This window comes from Dyella japonica (assembly GCF_040545895.1).
Taxonomy (GTDB): domain Bacteria; phylum Pseudomonadota; class Gammaproteobacteria; order Xanthomonadales; family Rhodanobacteraceae; genus Dyella; species Dyella japonica_D.
The window spans coordinates 801169-823660 of record NZ_JBEPMU010000001.1 but is presented as its reverse complement, the minus strand read 5'-3'; the positions used below and the strand labels follow the sequence as shown (position 1 = coordinate 823660).

Genomic DNA, 22492 nt, shown 5'->3' with positions numbered 1-22492 from the left:
GCGACCAGCTAGGCCCTCGCCGCTACTTTTCCCTCACGAACGCCTCGAATGACGGCACAAGTACCCGGCTGCCGTAGCCGCTCAGGTGATCGCCGTCGAAGAATAGTGGTCTGCCTTGGCGGTACTCGCTGCAGGTTGCCGCTGGAGGGCAGAGGATGGGAAACGGGTCCCAAATGGAGATGTGATCGTTGCTTGCCGCGATTTGGGCCAGCGCATCAACCACCGGCTTGCGAAACGCCACAGCCTCCCCGCGATCGACCTCGGACCCCGCCTGGCAGATGGGATTGCTGCGATTGTAGGTTTCCGCACAGCGAAAGGCGGGCGTCCTGAAAATCGGCTTGGGAGCCTCGAATACGACGCGAGCACCCAGATCCGTAAATTTGCGCACGACGTCCTTTCCTTCGGTGACACCCTTTTCTCTGCGGGCGACTGCCTCCGTACCAAAAATCCTGCTCTTTACTTCCTCGTCGGTGGATTGAGCCCACTGATCGCCGAATCGGGGGAGACGAAGCGAGGGGAGAAACACGACGTCGCCGGCGTGAATGTTTCCAAGCAGGTCGGCAAGTGACGCCTGCGTGTTCGCCTTGCAGCTCTCGTCGTCCTCGCGCCCGGGTTGCAGGCTCAGGAACGGACATCCGCCGTTTTGATAGAGGACGACCTGGGCACCCGTCTCCATCACATAGCTTCTGTACAGAGCCTCATAACCGATCGCGTGAGAATCACCCACGGCAAAAACCCGGGGAGCGGTGACGGGCTCTTCGCAGTTCCTTCTGACGTAATGCAAGGAGAAGCCGGTGCCTATCGGCGTCATGGTCGGCTTTACGACGCAACCGGGGTGCGCCGGGCTGGTGGCTTCTCCGGCCGGATACCAATCCTGGGCGTTGCGCGCGACGGTGCTGATCGAGATCTTGTGCTGTTTGGCATCGAGCTTGGCAGAGAGCTTGTAGCCAATCCCGATCAGCGCGATCCCCGCGAAAACAACGGCGACCTGATTAAGCCTGCGAGCCGTGCGTCGCGGCGGTATCTCGATCCAGTAATACGACGCGGTGGAGAGGATGGCCACGATGGCAAGCGCAGCCAGCATCTGTGCAGGACTTTGCAGTCCAGTCGTCCATCGAAACAGGACAAATACCGGCCAATGCCACAAGTAAAGCGAGTAGGAAATTTTTCCTATGAAGCGAAGCGGTGAGCGCGTCAGCAGGAAAGCGGCAAAGCCACCCGACCGGCCATGAAGAAACCCCAGTACGGCTGCCGTTGCTGCGACGGGCAATATGCAGGCCGGAAAAGGAGCTTTTTCGGATTTGGCAATGACTAATCCCATGAGCAGGGCGAGCGTTGCCAAGTCCCCTGACAGCGCGAACCATCGGCGCGGTTCGCTTGCCTGGGTAAAGGAATGACCGCGCAGCGCCATGAGCTGGAAAAGAAGGACGCCAACGCCCAGTTCCCAGAAGCGCCCCCATGTCAGATAGAAAGCCTTGGTCTGGTCGACGTGGGCCAGCCAGATCGCCGCGATGAACGAGGCGACCACACCAGCGGCGAAAAGCGCGGTGGAGACGAACTTGCGCCGGTAGATCCATGCGAAGAAAAGGATCGGAAAAACCAGGTAGAACTGCTCTTCGACGGCGAGCGACCAGGTATGCGTGAACGGATTGAATTCAGCGACCGGCGAGAAATACCCCGTGCCCTGCGCGAGCAGGAAGTTCGACAGCCCGAAAAAGGCGTAGAGGCCCGTTTCCTGATTCGAACGGGAAAGCCACGCCTCGGGTATCAAAAGGGCCAGGGCGGCTGAAGTCGCCACCAGGCAAACCACCAGCGCAGGGGTGATGCGGGTCAGCCGCCTTGAATAGAAGTAGAGGAAAAACCGCGGAAGACCAAGTCGCTCAAGGGTTCCAACGGATCCGGCCACGACGAAGCCGGAAATGACGAAGAAAACGTCGACGCCGGCAAAACCGCCAGGAAGCCAGTGTGGATTCAAGTGGTACGCGATGACGGACAGCACGGCGATTGCCCTGAGTCCATCAATGTAAGGTGCGTAGAGAACTTTGTTGCCCATGCGCGGGATATCGGTGGCGAGCCGCGGATAGTAGCCCATGAGCTCGTATCCCTTCCGGGGGCGGTGGATGCCATGAGGCATCAGCTGCCAACCATCGGCCGCCCAATAAAAAAGCCGGTACTAGGCCGGCTTTTTCATCGAATTTTGGTCGGGGTGACATGATTCGAACATGCGACTTCTACGTCCCGAACGTAGCGCTCTACCAGGCTGAGCTACACCCCGTGGGAGCCGCGTATCTTAATGACACCTCCAAAGCTTGGCAACACTTGGGCGAAAAATTTTCTTCACAAAGTTGCCGGGCCCTGTCGCAGCGTGTTTGAGGAGGGCCTGGGGGCGGCCTTCTGCTAACCTATAGGGCTCTGTCGGACAGGCTGCCAACCAGCGTTGGCCGACGCTTTTCATACCGCTAAGCAGAGGACTTCATGGCGCTTACCCAGGCCCGTACCATGCCCGGCGTGCTCGAGCTGTTGCCGCTCGACCAGATCGCGTTCCAGCGCATGCTCGACGTGATCCGCCGCAACTATGAGCGCTTCGGTTTTCTGCCGGTGGAAACGCCGGTGATGGAATTCTCCGACGTGCTGCTCACCAAGACGGGCGGTGAAACCGAGCGCCAGGTGTATTTCGTGCAGTCCACCGGTGCGCTGGCCAACGCCGAGAAGAACGACGGCGTGCCCGAGCTGGCGCTGCGCTTTGATCTCACCGTGCCACTGGCCCGCTATGTGGCCGAGCACGAGCACGATCTCTCGTTCCCGTTCCGCCGCTACCAGATGCAGCGCGTGTACCGCGGCGAGCGCGCGCAGCGCGGCCGCTTCCGCGAGTTCTACCAGTGCGACATCGACGTGATCGGCAAGGACAGCCTGTCGGTGCGTTACGACGCCGAGCTGCCCGCCGTGATCTACAGCGTGTTCCGCGAACTGAACATCGGCGCGTTCACCATCCAGCTCAACAACCGCAAGCTGATGCGCGGCTTTTTCGAAAGCCTTGGCGTGACGGACGGCGAACAGCAGACGCTGGTGCTGCGCGAGGTGGACAAGCTCGACAAGCGCGGCGCCGATTACGTGCGGGACACGCTCACCGGCGAGCCGTTCGGCCTGAGCGCGGCAACGGCGCAGAAGATCCTCGACTTCGTGCAGGTGCGTTCCACCTCGCTGCAGGATGCGCTGGACAAGCTCGACGCGCTTGGCCCCGGTCCGGAAACGATGGAGCAGGGCCGCGCGGAATTGAAGGAAGTGCTGAACCTGATCCACGCGTTCGGTGTGCCCGAATCGCATTACGCGCTGAACCTGTCGATCGCGCGCGGCCTGGACTACTACACCGGCACCGTCTACGAGACCACGCTCAACGACCATCTGCAGATCGGTTCCATCTGCTCTGGCGGCCGCTACGAGAATCTCGCCGGCCAATACACCAAGTCGCACCTGCCGGGCGTGGGGATTTCCATTGGCCTCACGCGCCTGTACTGGCAGCTGCGCGATGCGGGCCTGATCGGCACGGCGCGCAGCACGGTCGACGTGCTGGTGACGCAGATGGACCCGGCGCAGTTGCCGGCCTATCTCGCGTTGGCCAGCGAATTGCGTGGCGCTGGCATCGCCACCGAAGTGGTGCTCGATGGCGGCAAGCTCGGCAAGCAGTTCAAGTACGCCGATCGCGCGGGCATCCGCTTCGTGATCGTGCTGGGCGAAGACGAACTGGCCAAGGGCGTGGTGACCGTGAAAGACCTGCGTCGCGAAGACCAGTTCGAAGTGTCGCGCGCCGATCTCATCAAGACGTTGCGCGTGGAACTGGCGCAGGCCGACATCGGCGCCTGAGCGCTGCGCGTTTGATCATCCGCCGCTGCAGCCGTGAGGCGCGGCGGCTGCAACAGACAACCCAATCCGAGATGGCCCGTCCGGGCTGGAGCCAAGCATGACTGCAAAGACAATACTCCTGGACGGCAACAGCCTCACGCGCGAACAACTGGTGGCGGTGGCCCGCCAGGGACTGCGCGTGGAGCTCGACGAGGTCCAACTCAAGCGCGTGCAGCGCGCGGCCGATTTCCTCGCCGACAAGGTGAGCTGCGGCGAACCCACGTATGGCGTCACCACCGGTTTCGGCAGCAATGCCGACAAGTTGCTGGGTGCGCATCGACTGCGTGATGAGCTGCCCGGTGGCAACCCGGACAAGCCCGAAGGCACGCTGCTTGAAGAACTGCAGCACAACCTCATCACCACGCATGCCGTGTGCGTGGGCAAGCCGTTTGCGCCGGACGTGGTGCGCGCGATGCTGGTGATCCGCATCAACACACTGATGCGTGGCCACTCGGGTATTCGCGTGGAAACGCTGAAGGCGCTGACCGCGATGCTCAACGCCGGCATCGTGCCGGTGGTGCCGGAGAAGGGCTCGGTAGGCGCCAGTGGTGATCTTGCGCCGCTCTCGCATCTGGCCATCGTGCTGCTCGGTGGCGGCGAAGCGTTCTATCAGGGCGAGCGCCTGCCGGGCGCGGAAGCGCTCAAGCGCGCTGGCCTCGCGCCGATCCGCCTGTCCTTCAAGGAAGGCCTGGCGCTCAACAACGGCACGGCGCAGATGCTTGCCACGGCCGCGCTGGCGCTGGACGAACTCGAACACCTGCTGGAGCTGGCCGATCTTGCTGCTGCGATGACGCTCGATGCCTTCGCCGGACGCAGCGGCGCGCTGCGTCCGGAAGTGCACGCGTTGCGTCCGCATCCGGGACAGGTCGATGCCGCCGCGCACGTGCGCGAACTGCTGGCCGGCAGCACCCTGGTCGACATTCCTTATCACCTGGTGCCGCGCTTCAAGCAGTGGTCGGCCGAGGCCTGGGCCGATCCTTCCGATCAGGCACTCACCTTCGACATCGGCTGGGACTGGGTGCCGGCCAATCAGCGCCATGGTCGCGAAGCGTTCTATGCGCGCTTCCTGCCGTTCAAGGGCGGCAAGAAACACCAGCCGCAGGACGCCTACTGCCTGCGTTGCATGCCGCAGGTACACGGCGCCGTGCGCGATGCATGGGCGCAGGCGTGCCGCGTGATCGACGTGGAGCTCAATGCGGTCACCGACAATCCGCTGATCTTCCCGGATGCGGAAGATGCGCAGTTCATCGAAGAGCAGGTGATTTCGGCCGGCCACTTCCATGGCATGCCGCTGGCGCTGGCCATGAGCTACGTGAAGGCCGCCATTCCCGTGCTTGCCTCCATCTCCGAGCGTCGCCTCAACAAGCTGGTGGACCCGGCGACCAACGATGGTTTGCCAGCCTTCCTCACCGGCAATGAGGACGGCACCGATTCCGGTTTCATGATCGTGCAGTACACGGCCGCCGCGCTGGTGAACGACCTGGCCACGCGCGCTCATCCGGCCAGCGTCTATTCCGTGCCGACCAGTGCGAATGCCGAAGACCACGTGTCGATGGGCGCCAACGAGGCGCGCCATGTGCTGGAGATGATGGAAGACCTCAGCCACGTGCTGGCGCTGGAGCTGTACACGGCTGCGCAGGCGCTGGATTTCCGCCAGGCCATGCTCAATGCCGCGTGCCGCCTTGCGTCGAAGGGCGACTGGCAGACCTTGGCTGGCAAGGTGTCCAACGCGCCGCGCGAAGGTCATGCGCACTACGCGCAGTTCGTCGAGGAAGTGCAGCAGTTGACCGCGGCGCTGGCGAACGTGGGCGATTTCCACGCGGGCGAGGCGGTGCGCAAGGCGCACGATGCGCTGCGCAAGCGCATCGGTTTCATGGCGCGCGACCGCGCCATGGATGGCGATGTGCGCACGGTGTGCGAGCTGGTGCGGCAGCGAGCCTTCGCCAAATAAGGAACGCAGGAAAGGGTCGCCGATGCGGCCCTTTTCTTGTGCGACTCAATCTGGCTGAGCACTCGCGCGCCACAATTGCCGCGTGGCCCAGGCAAGCCACAGCAGGATCAGCGCGATCAGCGCTTTCTGCGTGAGCCCGGGCGGCAGGCCTTTCCAAAGCGCGAGCACCCACATCTGCACGAAGGCGAGCCACGCCAGCACGACGCCGATGGTGCCGCCGGACTGCATGCGCCCATCGCGCCGCCACCGCGACGAGAGCAGCAACATGCCCATCACCAGGCACAGGAACGTCGTCTGCGCAGCTTCGCTATGGATCAGGCGTGCGAGATCTTCCTTCGGCGTGTGTTCGTACAACACCGTGACGGCCACGATGGGTAGCGCGAGTGCGGCGACAACAAACAGGGCGCTCGCCAGTCCGCTGCGCAGGGCGGCGCGCGTTGCGCGAAAACTCGCCCAGGCGAGAACGGCCAGGGCACTGGCCATCAGGTAGTAGGCGCTTCGCAGCCAGGCACCGCCGGCGCCGCGTAGATACGCGCTGAGCGGCATGGCGATCGGATCCAGATCAGTTCGTGTCCATTGCAGCGCGCCGGCTGTCAGCGCGAACGCCACCACGACGAAAGCCATCCAGCTTGCACACAGCGCGAGCGATCCGTTTCGTCGCGGGGCGATCATCCGTGTCTCTCAGTCGGCAGCCGGAGCGGGTGCGGTGTGGTGATGATCGCTCAGCGGCACTTCGGGCAGCAGCAGGATCAGCACGAACGCGCAGGCCACGATGCAGGCGCCGACGGTGAAGGTGGAGGCGATGGCGTGGCGATACACCATCACCGCCGCGTCCGTTACCTGATGCAGCAGGGCGTGGTTCGTCATGCCGCCGCCTTCGGGCGTCATGGTGACGGAAGGCATGGCGGTATCGCCACGACTGCGCAGCTGCCACGCGAGGATGGCGCCGGAACCGGCGACGCCAACCAATCCGCCCAGTGAACGGAAGAACGTGAGCGTGGCCGTGCCCACGCCGCGATGAATCGGCGCCAGCGCGCTCTGCACCGCAATGGTCACGTTGGGCATTACCAGGCCAAGGCCCAGACCGAGCACGAAGATCGAAGGCTCGATGATGTAGAGGCTCTGCGACGTGGCCGCACTCCATGCGAGCACGCCGAAGGACATCGTGGCCACCGCAAGGCCTGCCACCACGGTGGGCTTGTAGCGTCCGGCGCGCATCAGCACGCGTCCGTTGAACAGCGCGGACAGCGCGATGCCCATCATCATCGGGCCCGTCAGCACGCCGGAGCGAGCGGGGCTCACACCCATCACCAGCTGGAAGAACAGCGGGAAGAACAGGCTTGCGCCCATCAAGCCCATGAAGGTCAGCGCCATGACGATGCTCGCAACCACGAACAGGCGGTTGTGGAACAGGTCGAGCGGCAGTACGGGGCCGGGTTCGTGTTTCACGTGCCGCACGAACATCACGCCGGTGACGAGGGCGAATGCGCTCAGTGCCACGATGGGCATCGACATCCATGGCCATTCGCCGCCGCCGAGCGTCAGCACCAGCAACAAGGCAATCGTGCAGGTGGTCATCAGCAGCGAGCCGAGATAGTCGATGCGCCGCGTGTGCAGTGGCGTGTATTGCCGCAGCGTGCGGCTGATGATCACGAATGCGACAGCGCCCACCGGCAGGTTGACGAAGAAGATCCAGTGCCAGGACAGGAGATCCGTAATGACGCCGCCAAGCACCGGGCCCACCACGCTGCATAGCGCGAAGATACCGGCCACCACGCCTTGCCGCTTGCCGCGCTGCGTGGGCGGCACCATGTCGCCGATGATGATCTGCGCCAACGGCAACAGCCCGCCCGCGCCGATGCCCTGGATGGCGCGGAACACGATCAGCTCGAACAGGTTGCGCGCGGCGCCACACAGCACCGAGCCCAGCAGGAAGGTGAAGATGGCGAAGTAGAGCACCGGCTTGCGGCCGTACTGGTCGCTCAGCTTGCCGTACAGCGGCATGGTGGCGGTGGAAGCCAGCACGTACGACGTCACCACCCACGATAAGTGGGTGATGCCGCCCAGGTCGCTCACGATACGGGGAAGGGCGGTGGCGACGATGCTCTGATCGATGGCGCCGAGTGCGAGCACGATCACCAGCCCGGCGAAGACGCGGCGGATTTCGTGTTCGGTGGGCAGATGGTTCGCCTGCGCGGCGGCAGTGAGGGTGGCGCTGGGGGTGCTCATGCGTCGATGTCGTTGAGTTCGATGTCGTTCAAGGCGGGAACCGCGGCCCACAGGGCGGCGCGCGATGAAGGCGAAAGTTGCAGCAGCGCTTGGACCAGTTGATCGGTGCGGCGCTTGCGCTTGGCGTCGATGAGTGCGCGACCATGCGGCGTGGCCACGAGTCCGACGCGTCGCCGATCGCCTTTGGCGGGTTCGGTGCGTTTCACCAGGCCGGCCGCCACCATGCTGTTGATGTGCCCGGTCATGGTGGGGCTGCGCAGGTTTTCCAGCTGTGCCAGTTCGCCCACGCCGATGCCCGGGTTTTCGACGATGTTGACCAGCAGCGGCAAGTGCAGCGGCGACATGTCCTGATCGACCGCGTGCCGGCGCAGCTGGCGATAGAGGCGCCGCAGCGCCGACCGCAGCTGTTCGGCCAGTTCTCGTGCGTCGCTGTCGGCAGACGGGGTGGGAATCATCTTCGGGCTGGGTCATTAGATAGGTAGGCTACCTATCTAATTTAACCCGGTTGATCCGGGTTGGCGAGCACGACGCTCAGCTGGGTTTGCGCAACGGGTCGAGCCGGTCGCCATGGAGATGGCCCAGCCGGACAGCCCGGGCGGCGTCCAGCAGGTGCCGGTCGACTTCCTGCAGGCGAAGCAACTCGCCTTCGCGGGCGATGCCGTCGAGCAGGGTGGAAAGGGCCAGGACATAGATGGCCTGCAGAGGGGCGTCGCCGCGGAATGATTCCAGCCGAACGGCCTCGGCCAGGGCGATGGCCGCCACGGCCAGTGGGTGTGGCCTTGGGCCTTCGCGACCATCGAACAGGGCTGGGCGCAGCGCCCACGCATGGGTGACCAGTTCCCAGGCCAGGGCGCCTGGCGCGGCTTCCAGGAAGCCCTGGTCGATCAACCGTTGCAATCGGCGTGTGACCAGCGAAATCGCAGGCAGGCGGTCTGCGTCCAACGTCGCCTCGAACGAGTCCATCAAGCTTGCTGTGCTCCTGCTCACGTAAGACATGCATGTTCGCAAGAAATTGCTTCGCGGCGAATACACCAAAGGGCAGAGCGGGCAACGATGGAGCCTTCAGTCCCCGGTTGCCGCCGGCGCCTTGCTTGCGTATGATGCGATCCACTGTATTAACGCATTAGTACATTATGAAGCGCCGATCGATCGATCCCGAGACGCCTGCCGAGTCCGCCGAGCTGAGCTTGTGCGAGGCCTTGCTCTCGCTGAAGAACGCCGAGGAGATGTCGGCGTTCCTGCACGACCTGTGCACGCCCGCCGAGCTGGAAGTGATGGTGGACCGCTGGCGGGTGGTGCCTTACCTGCTCGACGGGGTGTCGTATCGCGAGATCCACGAACGCACCGCCGTGAGCATCACCACCATCGGGCGCGTGGCGCGCTATCTCAATCAGGGCAGTGGCGGCTATCTCGCCGCAGCCGCCCGCGCTGCGCGTCGTCGTGCGGCCACTAAAAAGGCAAAGGCATGAAACCGCGCGACCGACTGCGTATCGCGATGCAGAAATCCGGCCGGCTCACCGAGCCCGCCCTGGAGTTGCTCAATCGCTGCGGACTCACGTTCCGCCAAAGCCGCGACAAGCTGTTCTGTTTCGGCGAAGGCGAGCCCGTGGACCTGCTGCTGGTGCGCGACGACGACATTCCCGGCCTGATCTCGCAGGGCGTCTGCGACCTAGGTATCGTCGGTCGCAACGTGCTCAGCGAGTACCGCCTCACCGGCGGCCTTGATGGTCCCGCGCTGGCCGAGTGGCGTCCGCTGGGTTTCGGCCGTTGCCGCCTGTCGGTGGCCGTGCCGCAGGAGCTCGATTACCGCGACGCATCGCAACTGCAGGGTCAACGCATCGCCACCTCGTATCCGGGCCTGCTTGGTGAATGGCTGCGCGAACGCGGTGTCGACGCCAGCGTGGTCACGCTGGCGGGATCGGTGGAGATTGCGCCGCGCCTGGGCACGGCCGACGCCATCTGCGATCTGGTGCAAAGCGGCGGCACGCTGGTCGCCAACCAGTTGCGCGAAGCGGACGTGCTGCTGGAAAGCGAAGCCGTGCTGGCCGGTCCGCAGGTGCTGCCCACGGACGAACGCGGCGACATGATCGATCTGTTGCTCAAGCGCCTGGACGGTGTCATCCAGGTGCGCGAGTCGCGGCTGCTGTTGCTGCAGACCTCGCGTGGTGCGCTCGATGCGGTCATCCGTCTGCTGCCCGGCGGCCCGCAACCCACGTTGCTGCCCGTGGCTGGCCAGCCTGACCAGCTGATGTTGCAGGCGCTGTGCGCGGGCGAAGTCAGCTGGCGCCAGCTGGAAGAGATCAAGAAAGCCGGAGCGCGCGAGATGTTCGTGCTGCCGGTCGAGAAGATGCTTGCGTGATGCAGGCCGAATGAACGAGTACAGCGTATGAACCGCCTAGACTGGAACGCATTGGATACACAGGGGCAGCGCGCCGCGTTGTCGCGTCCGGCGCAATCGCGCGCCGAAAGCCTGCGCAGCGGCGTCGAGCAGATCGTGGCGCGCGTGCGCGCCGATGGCGACGTGGCCCTGCGCGAACTCACCGCCACGTTCGATCGCTGCGCACTGCATGCCATCGAAGTCAGCGAGAAGGAATGGCGCGAGGCAGAACTGCGGCTCGCGCCCGAGCTGAAGGCAGCCATCGAAGAGGCCGCCTCGCGCATCGACGCCTTCCATCGCGCTGCCGCACCGCAGCCGGTGACGCTGGACACCGCCCGTGGCGTACGGGTGGAACGCATGCTTCGCCCGGTTCATCGCGTGGGCCTGTATGTGCCGGCCGGTAGCGCACCGTTGCCTTCCACTGCGCTGATGCTCGGTGTGCCCGCCCGCATCGCCGGCTGCGCTGAAGTGGTGCTGTGCTCGCCGGCTCGTCCCGATGGCCGCTGCGACGATGCCGTGTTGTATGCGGCGCGCATCACCGGCGTGCATCGCGTGTTCAAGCTGGGCGGCGCGCAGGCAATTGCCGCCATGGCCTATGGCACGGAATCGGTGCCCAAGTGCGACAAGTTGTTTGGCCCCGGCAATTCGTGGGTGACCGAGGCGAAGCTGCAGGTGTCGTCCGATCCGGAGGGTGCTGCCATCGACATGCCGGCGGGCCCCTCCGAAGTGCTGGTGATTGCCGATGAAAACGCCAACCCGGCCTTCGTGGCGGCCGATCTGCTGTCGCAGGCGGAACACGGCCCGGATTCGCAGGTGATCCTGCTCAGCCCGTCGTCTTCCATGCTCGACGCCGTCGAGGCCGAAGTGAGCGCTCAGTGCGCTGCGTTGCCGCGTGCGGGGATTGCCGAGAAGGCGCTGTCGCAGAGCCGCCTCATCGCCGTGGCGTCGCTGGCGCAGGCGGTGGACGTCAGCAACCGTTACGCGCCGGAACATCTGATTCTGCAGGTCGACGAGCCGCGCTCGTTGCTCGACGCCATCCAGAGTGCCGGTTCCGTGTTTCTCGGCGCATGGACGCCCGAATCCGTGGGCGACTACTGCAGCGGCAGCAACCACGTGTTGCCTACCTACGGTTACGCACGCAGTTACAGCGGCGTCTCCGTGGCCAGCTTCCAGAAGCAGATCACCGTGCAGGAGCTGTCGCCGGAAGGTCTGCGCACCATCGGCCCGTGCACGGCCACGCTCGCCGCGGCCGAACAACTGGAGGCGCATCGCCGCGCCGTGACGCTGCGTCTGGCGGCGTTGGAGGATGCGGCATGAGCGTGCTCGATCTCGCGCGTCCCGATATTCGCGCGCTGCAGCCGTATTCGTCGGCGCGGATGGAAGCGAGCGGCGGTCGCGTGTTGCTCAACGCCAACGAGTCGGCATGGGCGCCGCCGGGCGATCACGATCTGGCGTGCAACCGCTATCCCGATCCGCAGCCCGCGCCGCTCATCGACGCCCTGGCGCGTCTGTATGGCGTAAGGGCATCGCAGGTCTTGGTTGGGCGCGGCAGCGACGAAGCCATTGACCTTCTGGTGCGCGCATTCTGCCGCGCCGGCGAGGACGCCATCGCCATCCAGCCGCCCACGTTCGGCATGTATGCGGTGAGTGCGCATATCCAGAATGCCGTTGTCGTCACCGTGCCGCTGGCGGCGGATTTCACGCTGGACGTGGACGCCGTGCTCGCGGCCATCACGCCTGCGGTGAAGCTGGTGTTCGTGTGCACGCCGAACAATCCCACCGGGCAGCTGGTGCCTTTGCGCGAGGTGACGCGTCTTGCGCAGGCGCTGGTCGATCGCGCGCTGCTGGTGGTCGACGAAGCATATATCGAGTTTTCCGACGCGCCGAGTGCGACATCCGTGTTGACACAGTTCGACAACCTCGCCGTGCTTCGCACGCTTTCCAAGGCCTGGGCGCTGGCAGGTGCGCGCATCGGGACGTTGCTCGCGAATGAAGAGGTGATCGCCTTGCTTCGACGCATCATGGCGCCGTATCCATTGCCGCGCCCCTGCGTGGCCTTGGCGCTGGAAGCGTTGTCAGAGAGTGGGCAGGCCGCGGCGCGCGGCCACATTGCCATCGTGCGCGAGCAGCGTGGCCGCATGGCTCGCGCATTGGCAGACGTGCCGGGCGTGCGCGAGGTGCTTCCCTCGCAGGCCAACTTTCTTGCCGTGCGCTTTGATGATGCGAGCGCCGTCTATCGACGCCTGCTGGGTGCCGGCATCGTGGTGCGCGACATCCAGCGCTATCCGCAACTTGGCGACGCGTTGCGCATCACCGTCGGCCTGCCGGAGGAGAACGAACGCGTGCTCGATGTATTGCAGAACCGGACGCAGGACAGCTGCGCGCTGGCCGATGGTGCGGTCGCAGGACAGCCCTCATGAGCCGCAAGATTCTCTTCATCGACCGCGATGGCTGCCTGATCGAGGAACCGGAAGATTTCCAGATCGACAGCTACGAGAAGTTCGCGCTGCTGCCGGGCGTCATCGCGGCGTTGCAGCGCTGCGTGGCCGCGGGCTACGAGCTGGTGATGGTCACCAACCAGGATGGCCTCGGCACGGGCAGTTTTCCCGAGACGGACTTCATCGGCCCGCATGAGTTGCTGATGCGCATCCTGGCCTCGCAAGGCATCAGGATCGGCGAGGTGCTGATCGACCGCAGCTTCCTGCATGAGCGCAAGGACACGCGCAAGCCGGGCATCGGCATGATGCGTCACTACCTGGCGGACGATGGCTGGAGTCGTGCGGCATCGGCCATGGTGGGCGATCGCGAGACCGATCTGCAGTTCGCCGCCAACATGGGCGTGCGCGGCTTCCGCGTGGGTCCGCACGGGCTCGGTTGGGACGAGATTGCCCATCAACTGCTCGACGGGCCTCGCATGGCCACGGTGGAGCGCAACACGCGCGAAACGCGCATCACCGTGAGCGTGAATCTCGACAAGTCCGCCGAGCCGCAGGTACACACGGGGCTGGGTTTCTTCGACCATATGCTGGAGCAGATCGGCAAGCACGGCGGTTTCGCGCTGGCGCTGCGCTGCGATGGCGACACGCAGATCGACGAACACCACACCATCGAAGATTGCGCGCTGGCCTTGGGCCAGGCGCTGCGGCAGGCGCTGGGCGACAAACGCGGCATCGGCCGATACGGTTTCGTGTTGCCGATGGACGAATCGCAGGCGAGCGCGGCGCTGGACCTTTCCGGTCGCCCGTACTTCGTCTTCGAGGGGCAGTTCCCGCGTGAACGCGTGGGCGATGTGCCCACCGAACTGGTTCCGCATTTCTTCCGTTCGTTGTGCGAGACGCTGGGCGCCAACCTGCACCTGAGCGTGCATGGCGAGAATGCGCACCACATGGTGGAGGCGTGTTTCAAGGTGGTGGCACGCACGTTGCGCCAGGCGATCCGGCGCGAAGGCAGCGAGCTGCCGAGCACCAAGGGGGCGCTCTGATGAGCGTCGTATTGGTCGACGCCGGTGGCACCAACATCGGCTCGGTGCGCTATGCGCTGCAGCGCCTGGGTGTCGATGCGTCGCTCACCTCCGATGCCGAGGCGATTCGCGCGGCGGACAAGGTGATCCTGCCCGGCGTGGGCGCGGCCGGTCCGGGCATGGCGCGCCTGCACGAACTTGGCCTGGTGGAGCTCATGCGCTCGTTGACGCAGCCGGTGCTCGGCGTGTGCCTGGGCATGCAGCTGTTGTGCGAGCGTTCGGAAGAAGGCGACACGACCTGTCTCGGCGTGATTCCTGCCACGGTGCATCGCTTTGTCGAGCAGCCGGAGCTGCGCGTGCCGCACATGGGTTGGAACCGTCTTCAGCGCCAGCGCGACCATCGCCTGCTGGATGGGTTGTCGGATGGTGACTGGGCGTATTTCGTGCACAGCTACGCAGTACCCGTGGGCGATCACACCCTGGCCACCACGGATTTTGGCGGACCGTTCGCCGCGGTCATCGCACGCGGCAACTTCCACGGCATGCAGTTTCACCCCGAGCGCTCGGCCAAGGTCGGCGCCCGCCTGCTGAAGAATTTCCTCGAACTATGAGTTTCACTGTCATTCCCGCCATCGACCTGCGCGCCGGTCGCGTCGTGCGCCTCAAGCAGGGCGACTATGCGCAACAGACGACTTACGATGTCGATCCTCGCTCGCTTGCCCGCGATTACGCGCAGGCCGGTGCCGAATGGTTGCACCTGGTCGATCTCGATGGTGCGCGCGGCGGCAGCCTGGAGAATCTCGCGGTGATCGAAGCGATTGCCAGCGACGGCATGCGCATCCAGGCCGGCGGCGGCGTGCGCTCCGAGGCGGACGTGCAGCGATTGCTCGATGCCGGCGTCTCGCGCGTGGTGCTGGGCAGTTTGGCCATACGCGATCCGGTGATGGTGGAAGGCTGGCTCGCTTCGCGCGGCGCGCAGCGTTTCACGCTGGCCCTGGACACGCTGTATCGCGATGGCGCGTGGACCTTGCCCAGCGCGGGCTGGACGGAGGCGGAATCGGCCACGCTGGACGATCTGGCGCCGTGGTATGCCGAATGCGGCGCCAAACACCTGCTGTGCACGGATATCGATCGCGACGGCATGCTAGGCGGTTTCAATCTCGATCTTTACCGCTACCTCGCCACGCTCGTGCCGTCGATGGCGGTGCAGGCATCGGGCGGCGTGCGTTCGCTCGACGATATCCGGGCCGCGCGCGACGCGGGCGCGCAGGGCGTGATCCTCGGTCGCGCCTTGCTCGAAGGCCGTTTCACGGTGAAGGAAGCCCTCGCATGTTGAGCCGCCGCCTGATTCCCTGCCTGGACGTGCGCGACGGCAAGGTGGTGAAGGGTGTGCGTTTTCGCGATCACGTGGTGATGGGCGAAATCGTGGATCTCGCGCTGCGCTATCGCGACGAAGGCGCGGACGAACTCGTGTTCTACGACATCACCGCCAGCCCGGAAGGGCGCAGCGTGGATCGCGGCTGGGTGGAGCGTGTGGCCAGCGTCATTGATATTCCGTTTTGCGTGGCGGGTGGCATCCGCAGCGTGGAAGAGGCACGCGCCGTGCTGCATGCCGGCGCGGACAAGATCTCGGTAAATTCTCCCGCACTCGAGCGCCCCGAGCTGATCGATGAACTGGCAGCGGCGTTCGGCGTGCAGTGCGTGGTGGTGGGCGTGGATAGCCTGCGCGATGCCGACGGCGAATGGCGCGTGCGCCAATACACCGGCGATCCGTCGCGCACGCAGGCGCTGCCCCGGCGCACGCTGGACTGGATCGTGGAAGCGCAGCAGCGTGGCGCCGGCGAGATCGTGCTCAATTGCATGGGTAGCGATGGCGTGCGACAGGGCTACGACCTGGAACAACTGAGCGTCGTGCGCAGCCTCTGCCACGTGCCCTTGATTGCCTCCGGCGGCGCGGGCGCGGCGGAACATTTTCGTGATGCCTTCGTGGCGGCCGACGTCGATGGCGCACTGGCAGCCAGCGTCTTCCACTCCGGCGCCATCGCCATTCCCGCGCTCAAGCAATCGCTGAGTGCGTGGGGCGTGGCGGTAAGAATCTAAACATCGGCAATGCGGTTGGTATCTACGATGAACTCCACACTCGATTCCTCCCGACTCGACTGGTCCAAGGGCGATGGCCTGCTGCCGGTCATCGTCCAGCACTGGCTCACGGGCGAGGTCTTGATGCTGGGCTACATGAATGCCGAGGCGCTGGCCGCCACGCAAAATAGCGGGCACGTCACCTTCTTCAGCCGCAGCAAGCAGCGCCTGTGGATGAAGGGAGAAACGTCGGGGCATGTGCTGGCGCTGAAGTCCGTGCGCATGGATTGCGATGCGGACACCTTGCTGGTGCAGGCCGAACCGCATGGCCCGACCTGTCACCGGGGCACCAGCAGTTGTTTCGGCAACGAGGTGCAGACGCCCCTCGGTTTCCTCGCGGAACTCGATGCGCTGATTGCACAGCGGCATGCCGAACGACCGGCCGGCAGCTACACCACCAGCCTGTTCGAAGGCGGCATACGCCGCATGGCACAGAAGGTGGGCGAAGAAGGCGTGGAAACAGCGCTGGCGGCCGTGGCGCAGGACGACGAAGCGCTGTTGGGCGAAGCCGCCGATCTCGTCTATCACCTCACGGTGGCATTACGCGCACGCGGCCTGGGGCTTTCCGACGTGGCCGCCGTGCTGGCCAAGCGGCATGCGGTGAGCCGTCCGTCATAACCTCCCGGGAATGAGCCGCGCCACAAGTGCACGGACGGCTAGCGCGGCCTTAACGGCGCCTGTGATTTCTTGTTTGCCAGACGGGCCGACATGCCGGGGAAACACCATGCCGAACGGTGACACGCAAAGACACGCAAGCGGTACACGCCCGAAGGACGGGCGCTGAGCCAACCGAGTCGTACGGCTGCCGTCGGATGTGAAGGCAGTTTTCACCTGGGGTTTCTTTCAAGGGGACACAACGCGCCGTGACCTGCCATTGGCAGATCGCAAGGGCTTCGTGTCCCATTCGAGGATCGCGTTATGGCTGATGTGGCGGTGATCGGTGGTGGAGCGGCGGGTGCTGCTGCGTTCGGTGAACTGCTCGCGCGGTTCGACGGCGGCACGGTGCATTGGATCGTGGGACAGCATGCACCAGGACGTGGCGTGGCCTACGCCACCAGCGACGACCAGCATCTGTTGAACGTGCGCGCCGCCGCCATGGGCGTATTCCAGGAGCACGCCGAGGACTTCCTGCAGCACGCGTCGCGCCAGCTGGGCCAGGTGAAGGGCACGGATTTCCTGCCGCGGCGACTGTTCGGCGATTTCATCCAGGCGCAGGTGGGCGCGCGCATCGACACCGCGCGCCGCGCCGGGCGCAGTTTTCGCATTCATCCGGAAAGCGCGCGCGAAATCGTCTCGCGCGGCAAGGATGGCTATGCCGTTCGCGTGGGTGCCGACCGCTGGCTGGAAGTAGGGCACGTGGTGCTGGCGGTGGGTGCGCTGGCGCAGCGACCGTTGCGCACGGTGTCCACCACGGCCTTGGCAAGCGGCGCGTACGAACTCGATCCATGGCGGCTGGACCGGCATCCGCAGGCGCCGCGCCGCGTCGTGGTGATTGGCACGGGTCTGACGGCCGTGGACACCTTGTTGTCGGCCGCGGCGAAGTGGCCGCACGCGGAGTTGATCGCCGTATCGCGCCATGGGTTGTTGCCGTTCAATCATGCGGCGTTGCCATTGGCGCCGTATGCGCGGCAGGAGGCGCTCAATCAGGCGTTGTTGGCCAGCGATTGCCCCGCCGCCATGTTCCGCCTGGTGCGGCGCGCGCTGGACGACGCTGGCGATACGGATTGGCGCAGCATCATCGATGGCATGCGTCCCATCAACGCCACGCTTTGGCAGCGACTGACGCATGCGCGTCGCCGGCAGTTCCTGCGCCATGCGCGTTGGGTGTGGGAGGCGGCGCGTCATCGCATGGCACCGGCCACGGGCGAGGCGATCTATCAGCTGCACGAAGAAGGACGCCTGCAGGTGCTGGCGGCGCGCGTGCTTGACGTCGACGGTTCGGCGCCGCTGCAGGTGACGCTGCGCGAGCGCGCCACCCAGTTGGTCAGTGCGCTCGAAGCCGATCTGGTGATCCAGGCAACCGGCCTGGATACGGCCGTGGCCTACGGCGCGCACGACCTTTTGTCGCAGTTGTTGCGCGATGGCCTGGCCACCGCCGATCCGCTGCAATTGGGCGTGCTGGCGCAGCCGGACGGACAGCTCACACATGCCGACGGCCGGGTGCAGCACGGGCTATATGCCATCGGCTCGCTGTTGCGCGGCAACCTGTGGGAATGCACGGCCATGCCGGAGATCCGCGCGGCGGCGCACCGTCTGGCCGTCCATTTGTCGCAGGCCTCGTCGGTGGCCCGCGAGAGCGCAAGCGAGTTGCCCTGAAGCGCAAATGGGCCCGCTGCGTGCTGATGCTGCGCAAGGCCGCGACCTGAGGTTATGCCATATTGCGATTTCGCCTGTCCGCCGGCCAACGCTAGTCTGCCGTTTCATCGTTCCGCAGGAGGCCTCATGAAGAAGTCCATCCTCGTACTGCTTGCCGCCGCCAGCGTGCTGCTGGCGGCCGCCGTGGGCGCCAAGGATGTCTCGCTGCTCAACGTCTCCTACGACCCGACGCGCGAGCTGTACCGGCAGATCAACACCACATTCACCGCGCAATGGAAGGCGCAGCACGGCGACAGCGTCACCATCCAGATGTCGCACGGCGGTTCGGGCAAGCAGGCGCGCTCGGTGGTGGATGGTTTGTCCGCCGACGTGGTGACGCTGGCGCTTGCCTACGATATCGACGCCATCGCCGATCACGGCCTGCTGGCGAAGGACTGGCAGAAGAAGTTGCCGAACAACGCCACGCCGTACACCTCGACCATCGTGTTCCTGGTGCGCAAGGGCAATCCCAAGGGCATCAAGGACTGGGCCGACCTGGTGCGACCGGGCGTGCAGGTGGTGACGCCCAACCCGAAATCCTCCGGCGGCGCGCGCTGGAATTTCCTGGCGGCCTGGGGCTATGCACTCAAGCAACCTGGCGGCAGCGATGCCACCGCCACCGCGTACGTGAAGGAACTCTTCAAGCACGTGCCCGTGCTCGATACCGGTGCGCGCGGTGCCACCAACACCTTTGTGCAGCGGGGCATCGGTGATGTGCTGATCGCCTGGGAGAACGAAGCCTTGCTCGCGCAGCGCCAGCTGGGCAACAACGGATTCGAGATCGTGGTGCCTTCCATCACCATCGTGGCCGAGCCGCCGGTGGCCGTGGTGGACAGCAATGTCGACAAGCACGGCACGCGCGCCGTCGCGCAGGCGTATGTGGAATTCCTCTATTCGCCACAGGGACAGGATATCGCCGCGAAGAACTTCTACCGTCCGCGTGCGCCGGACGTAGCGGCGCGTTACGCCAGCCAGTTCCCTGCCGTGCGCACCTTCACGCTCGACGAATTGTTCGGCGACTGGCGCAAGGCCCAGGCGAAGTTCTTCAACGATGGCGGTGTGTTCGACCAACTGGGCGCGGGAAGCTGACGCCATGCGCAGGCGCGTGCTACCGGGATTTGGACTCAGCCTCGGTGTCGCGCTGGCCTACCTCGGCCTGATCGTATTGCTGCCATTGGCAGCACTCGCGTGGAAAGCGTCCGGCATCGGCTTCGAAGGGTTGATACGGCTGCTGTCGGCTCCGCGCACGCTGGCGGCGTTGCGCTTGAGCGTCGGCGGCGCCGTGGTGGCGGCGCTGGTCAATGTGGTGATCGGCCTGCTGGTGGGTTGGGTGCTGGTGCGCTATCGCTTTCCCGGACGTCGCCTGTTCGATGCGTTGGTGGATCTTCCGTTCGCCTTGCCCACGGCCGTGGCTGGCATTGCGCTCACCACGCTGTATGCGCCGAACGGTTGGCTGGGGCAGTGGCTGGAACCCATGGGCATCAAGGTGGCGTATACGCCACTGGGCGTGTTCGTGGCGATGGTGTTCGTGGGTTTCCCGTTCGTCGTGCGCACCTTGCAGCCGGTGCTGTCGTCGCTGGAACAGGATGTGGAAGAAGCGGCCGAGAGCCTGGGCGCGCAACGCTGGCAAACCTTTTTCCGCGTGATCCTTCCCATGCTGGCGCCGACGCTGCTCACCGGTTTTGCGCTGGCGCTTGCACGCGCGGTGGGCGAATACGGCTCGGTGATTTTCATCGCAGGCAATATCCCCATGCGTTCGGAAATTGCGCCGCTGCTCATCGTGCAGAAGCTGGAACAGTTCGATTACGCGGGTGCGGCGGCATTGGGCGTGGCGATGCTCTCGATATCGTTCGTGTTGCTGGTGCTGGTGGCGTTCCTGCAGCGCTGGAGCCATCGATGGCAGGAGCGCTCGGCATGAGCCGTTCTTCGCCATCACGGTCATTCCTGTTGTCGCGTCGCGCTGGGTTGATCGCGTCGATTTCGGTGACTTTGCTGGTGCTGGCACTCTCCATCGTAATGTCGTCGACAACCATTCGTCATTTGGCCTTGTTCTTGGCCGCCCTTACGGTGGTACTCAACGTCTTGAGTCGCGATGACTCGCGGCGGTCGGTGAGTTGGCGACGTCGCCTGGTGCGTGTTGCGTTGATCTTGGTGGCACTGTTCTTTCTGGCCTTGTTTCTGCTCTTGCCGCTAATCGCGGTTTTCGTGGAAGCCTTTCGCCAAGGCGTGGCCCCCTATCTTGATTCCATCAAGCAGCCCGAAGCGCTGTCGGCCATCAAGCTCACCTTGCTGGTCGCCGTACTTGCCGTGCCATTGAACGTGCTGTTCGGTATCGCCGCAGCCTGGGCGATGACGCGCTTCCAGTTTCGCGGCAAGGCGCTGCTTGGCGCCATCATCGACCTGCCGTTCTCGGTGTCGCCGGTGGTATCGGGCCTGGTGTATGTGCTGCTGTTTGGCGCGCAGGGCTGGTTCGGGCCGTGGCTGGACAGTCACGGCATCAAGATCATTTTCGCCGTGCCCGCGCTGGTGCTGGCCACCATCTTCGTGACGCTGCCGTTCGTCGCCCGCGAACTGATTCCGCTGATGCAGGCGCAGGGCAGCGAGGAGGAGGAAGCCGCCCGCGTACTCGGCGCCAGCGGCTGGCAGATGTTCTTCCGCGTGACGCTACCCAACATTCGCTGGGCGCTGCTGTATGGCGTGCTGCTGTGCAATGCGCGAGCGATGGGCGAGTTCGGCGCGGTTTCCGTGGTGTCCGGGCATATCCGCGGGCTGACCACCACCATGCCGCTGGAAGTGGAAATGCGCTACAACGAATACGAATACGTCGGCGCCTTCGCGGTGGCGTCGTTGCTCGCGCTGCTGGCGCTGGTGACGCTGGCGGTGAAGTCCTTGCTGGAATGGCGCTATGGCGACGAGATCGCCGCGCATGCGCCGGGTGGTCATTGAGGGTGCGGCATGACGCTTGAACTGTCCCGACTCCATCGTCGCTTCGCCGGCTTCCAGGCACTGGACGATGTGAGCCTGAGCATCGCGCCGGGCGAGTTCCTCGCCTTGCTCGGGCCGTCCGGCTCGGGCAAGACGACGCTGCTGCGCATACTCGCGGGGCTGGACTATCCCGACAGCGGCAGCGTGCTCAACGACGGTGAGAACTTTCTTGCGCAGCCGGCGCGCGAGCGGCGCATCGGCATGGTGTTCCAGCACTACGCGCTGTTTCGTCACCTCACCGTGATCGAGAACATTGCGTTTGGCCTGCGCGTGCGGCCGTGGAGGTTGCGTCCGTCGCGCGGCGAGATTCGTGCGCGCGTGGATCGTCTCTTGCGCCGCGTGCAGTTGGAAGGCATGGGCGCGCGCTTTCCGGCGCAGCTCTCGGGTGGTCAGCGCCAGCGCGTCGCGCTGGCCCGTGCGCTCGCGGTGGAGCCGGAGATGCTGCTGCTGGACGAGCCGTTCGGTGCACTCGATGCGCAGGTGCGCGTCACGCTGCGCCGCTGGTTGCGCGAGCTGCACGAGGAGCTGGAGTTGACCACGGTGTTCGTCACGCACGATCAGGAAGAGGCGCTCGAACTGGCCGATCGCGTGGCTGTGATGAACAACGGGCGCATCGAGCAGGTCGGCACGCCCGAGGTTATTTACCAGCAACCGGCGACACCGTTCGTGTGCGAGTTCATCGGCAAGGTCAACCGGTTCAACGTGAAGCTCGCCCACCATGGCTTTGCGGCCGGCGGTTGGATGCCGCAGACCGATCCCTGGCAAGGCCGCTTCACCGAGGCGATCGTCTATGTGCGGCCGGAGCAGTTGCGCCTCGCCGCGCCGGCCTCGCAGCCGGGGTGGGAAGCACGCTTGCGCCATATCTACCTCGCCGGCAGCGTGGCGCACCTGGATCTGCATGTCGCCTCGCTCGACCTGTCGCTGGAATCCGACGTGGCCAGCGAAGACCTGTCGCGGCTGGGCTTGCAGGCAGGCATGGAGCTGCGCGTGGCGCCGCGTGGCGCCGTGCTGTTTCCGCTGGATCGCGATGGCCGGCCGCTCAGCGCGGAACGCTGGATCTGGCAGGCACGCAGCCCGGTGCCGGCGTGAGTCCGCG

Annotated in this window: 21 protein-coding genes and 1 tRNA gene; 16 read left to right on the top strand and 6 right to left on the bottom strand. The window is 65.1% G+C overall.

Annotation, left to right across the window (positions count from 1 at the left end):
• Positions 1-22: 22 nt before the first annotated feature.
• Both ABIC75_RS03505 and ABIC75_RS03500 read right to left on the bottom strand, forming a co-directional pair.
• Positions 23-2092, bottom strand: coding sequence for an acyltransferase family protein (locus ABIC75_RS03505; RefSeq protein WP_354012462.1), 2070 nt, complete (start codon positions 2090-2092; stop codon positions 23-25).
• A 106-nt stretch (positions 2093-2198) separates the two neighbouring features.
• A tRNA-Pro gene (locus ABIC75_RS03500) sits at positions 2199-2275 on the bottom strand.
• A gap of 200 nt (positions 2276-2475) precedes the next feature.
• Between ABIC75_RS03500 and hisS the strand changes: the two genes are divergently transcribed.
• The gene (hisS, locus tag ABIC75_RS03495) at positions 2476-3861 is read left to right on the top strand and encodes a histidine--tRNA ligase (RefSeq protein ID WP_354012461.1); all 1386 of its coding nucleotides are present in this window, start codon (positions 2476-2478) and stop codon (positions 3859-3861) included.
• Between the two features lie 97 nt (positions 3862-3958).
• Positions 3959-5851 carry an HAL/PAL/TAL family ammonia-lyase gene (locus ABIC75_RS03490; protein ID WP_354012460.1) on the top strand — a complete coding sequence of 631 codons (1893 nt, stop codon included), beginning with the start codon at positions 3959-3961 and terminating at the stop codon, positions 5849-5851.
• A 45-nt stretch (positions 5852-5896) separates the two neighbouring features.
• Here ABIC75_RS03490 and ABIC75_RS03485 read toward each other — a convergent pair whose 3' ends face one another.
• The 4 genes from ABIC75_RS03485 to ABIC75_RS03470 form a co-directional block, all read right to left on the bottom strand.
• Positions 5897-6475: a DUF998 domain-containing protein gene (locus ABIC75_RS03485; protein WP_354012459.1), complete on the bottom strand. Its 579-nt coding sequence runs from the start codon at positions 6473-6475 to the stop codon at positions 5897-5899.
• Between the two features lie 57 nt (positions 6476-6532).
• Positions 6533-8080 carry an MDR family MFS transporter gene (locus tag ABIC75_RS03480; protein ID WP_354012458.1) on the bottom strand — a complete coding sequence of 516 codons (1548 nt, stop codon included), beginning with the start codon at positions 8078-8080 and terminating at the stop codon, positions 6533-6535.
• The gene (locus tag ABIC75_RS03475) at positions 8077-8535 is read right to left on the bottom strand and encodes a MarR family winged helix-turn-helix transcriptional regulator (RefSeq protein ID WP_354012457.1); all 459 of its coding nucleotides are present in this window, start codon (positions 8533-8535) and stop codon (positions 8077-8079) included. Before ABIC75_RS03475 ends, ABIC75_RS03480 begins: the two co-directional genes overlap by 4 nt.
• 76 nt (positions 8536-8611) lie before the next feature.
• Positions 8612-9043, bottom strand: a complete 432-nt coding sequence (locus ABIC75_RS03470; RefSeq protein WP_354012456.1) for a hypothetical protein — start codon at positions 9041-9043, stop codon at positions 8612-8614.
• A gap of 170 nt (positions 9044-9213) precedes the next feature.
• Between ABIC75_RS03470 and ABIC75_RS03465 the strand changes: the two genes are divergently transcribed.
• The 14 genes from ABIC75_RS03465 to ABIC75_RS03400 all read left to right on the top strand — a co-directional run bounded on the left by ABIC75_RS03465 (position 9214) and on the right by ABIC75_RS03400 (position 22485).
• Positions 9214-9549 carry a YerC/YecD family TrpR-related protein gene (locus tag ABIC75_RS03465; RefSeq protein ID WP_354012455.1) on the top strand — a complete coding sequence of 112 codons (336 nt, stop codon included), beginning with the start codon at positions 9214-9216 and terminating at the stop codon, positions 9547-9549.
• Positions 9546-10439 carry an ATP phosphoribosyltransferase gene (gene hisG, locus ABIC75_RS03460; RefSeq protein WP_354012454.1) on the top strand — a complete coding sequence of 298 codons (894 nt, stop codon included), beginning with the start codon at positions 9546-9548 and terminating at the stop codon, positions 10437-10439. The genes ABIC75_RS03465 and hisG overlap by 4 nt, the downstream gene beginning before the upstream one ends.
• Before the next feature lie 27 nt (positions 10440-10466).
• Positions 10467-11774, top strand: a complete 1308-nt coding sequence (gene hisD / locus ABIC75_RS03455; RefSeq protein WP_354012453.1) for a histidinol dehydrogenase — start codon at positions 10467-10469, stop codon at positions 11772-11774.
• A complete protein-coding gene (gene hisC / locus ABIC75_RS03450; protein ID WP_354012452.1) occupies positions 11771-12877 on the top strand; it encodes a histidinol-phosphate transaminase in 1107 nt (368 codons plus the stop codon). Before hisD ends, hisC begins: the two co-directional genes overlap by 4 nt.
• On the top strand, positions 12874-13938 hold the full coding sequence (gene hisB, locus ABIC75_RS03445; RefSeq protein ID WP_354012451.1) for a bifunctional histidinol-phosphatase/imidazoleglycerol-phosphate dehydratase HisB: 1065 nt from the start codon (positions 12874-12876) through the stop codon (positions 13936-13938). Before hisC ends, hisB begins: the two co-directional genes overlap by 4 nt.
• Positions 13938-14528 (top strand): imidazole glycerol phosphate synthase subunit HisH, encoded by a 591-nt coding sequence (gene hisH, locus ABIC75_RS03440; protein ID WP_354012450.1) that lies wholly within the window; start codon positions 13938-13940, stop codon positions 14526-14528. The genes hisB and hisH overlap by 1 nt, the downstream gene beginning before the upstream one ends.
• The gene (gene hisA / locus ABIC75_RS03435; RefSeq protein ID WP_354012449.1) at positions 14525-15253 is read left to right on the top strand and encodes a 1-(5-phosphoribosyl)-5-[(5-phosphoribosylamino)methylideneamino]imidazole-4-carboxamide isomerase; all 729 of its coding nucleotides are present in this window, start codon (positions 14525-14527) and stop codon (positions 15251-15253) included. Before hisH ends, hisA begins: the two co-directional genes overlap by 4 nt.
• On the top strand, positions 15247-16017 hold the full coding sequence (gene hisF, locus ABIC75_RS03430) for an imidazole glycerol phosphate synthase subunit HisF (protein WP_354012448.1): 771 nt from the start codon (positions 15247-15249) through the stop codon (positions 16015-16017). Before hisA ends, hisF begins: the two co-directional genes overlap by 7 nt.
• A 27-nt stretch (positions 16018-16044) precedes the next feature.
• Positions 16045-16674, top strand: coding sequence for a bifunctional phosphoribosyl-AMP cyclohydrolase/phosphoribosyl-ATP diphosphatase HisIE (hisIE, locus tag ABIC75_RS03425; RefSeq protein ID WP_354012447.1), 630 nt, complete (start codon positions 16045-16047; stop codon positions 16672-16674).
• Positions 16675-16974: 300 nt separating this feature from the next.
• A complete protein-coding gene (locus ABIC75_RS03420; RefSeq protein WP_354012446.1) occupies positions 16975-18372 on the top strand; it encodes an FAD/NAD(P)-binding protein in 1398 nt (465 codons plus the stop codon).
• Positions 18373-18498: 126 nt separating this feature from the next.
• On the top strand, positions 18499-19500 hold the full coding sequence (locus ABIC75_RS03415; protein WP_354012445.1) for a sulfate ABC transporter substrate-binding protein: 1002 nt from the start codon (positions 18499-18501) through the stop codon (positions 19498-19500).
• A 4-nt stretch (positions 19501-19504) separates the two neighbouring features.
• Entirely contained in the window at positions 19505-20329 is an 825-nt protein-coding gene (cysT, locus tag ABIC75_RS03410) for a sulfate ABC transporter permease subunit CysT (protein WP_436407867.1), read from the top strand.
• Positions 20326-21357, top strand: coding sequence for a sulfate ABC transporter permease subunit CysW (gene cysW, locus ABIC75_RS03405; RefSeq protein WP_354012443.1), 1032 nt, complete (start codon positions 20326-20328; stop codon positions 21355-21357). Before cysT ends, cysW begins: the two co-directional genes overlap by 4 nt.
• A gap of 9 nt (positions 21358-21366) precedes the next feature.
• The gene (locus ABIC75_RS03400) at positions 21367-22485 is read left to right on the top strand and encodes a sulfate/molybdate ABC transporter ATP-binding protein (protein WP_354012442.1); all 1119 of its coding nucleotides are present in this window, start codon (positions 21367-21369) and stop codon (positions 22483-22485) included.
• Positions 22486-22492: the final 7 nt, after the last annotated feature.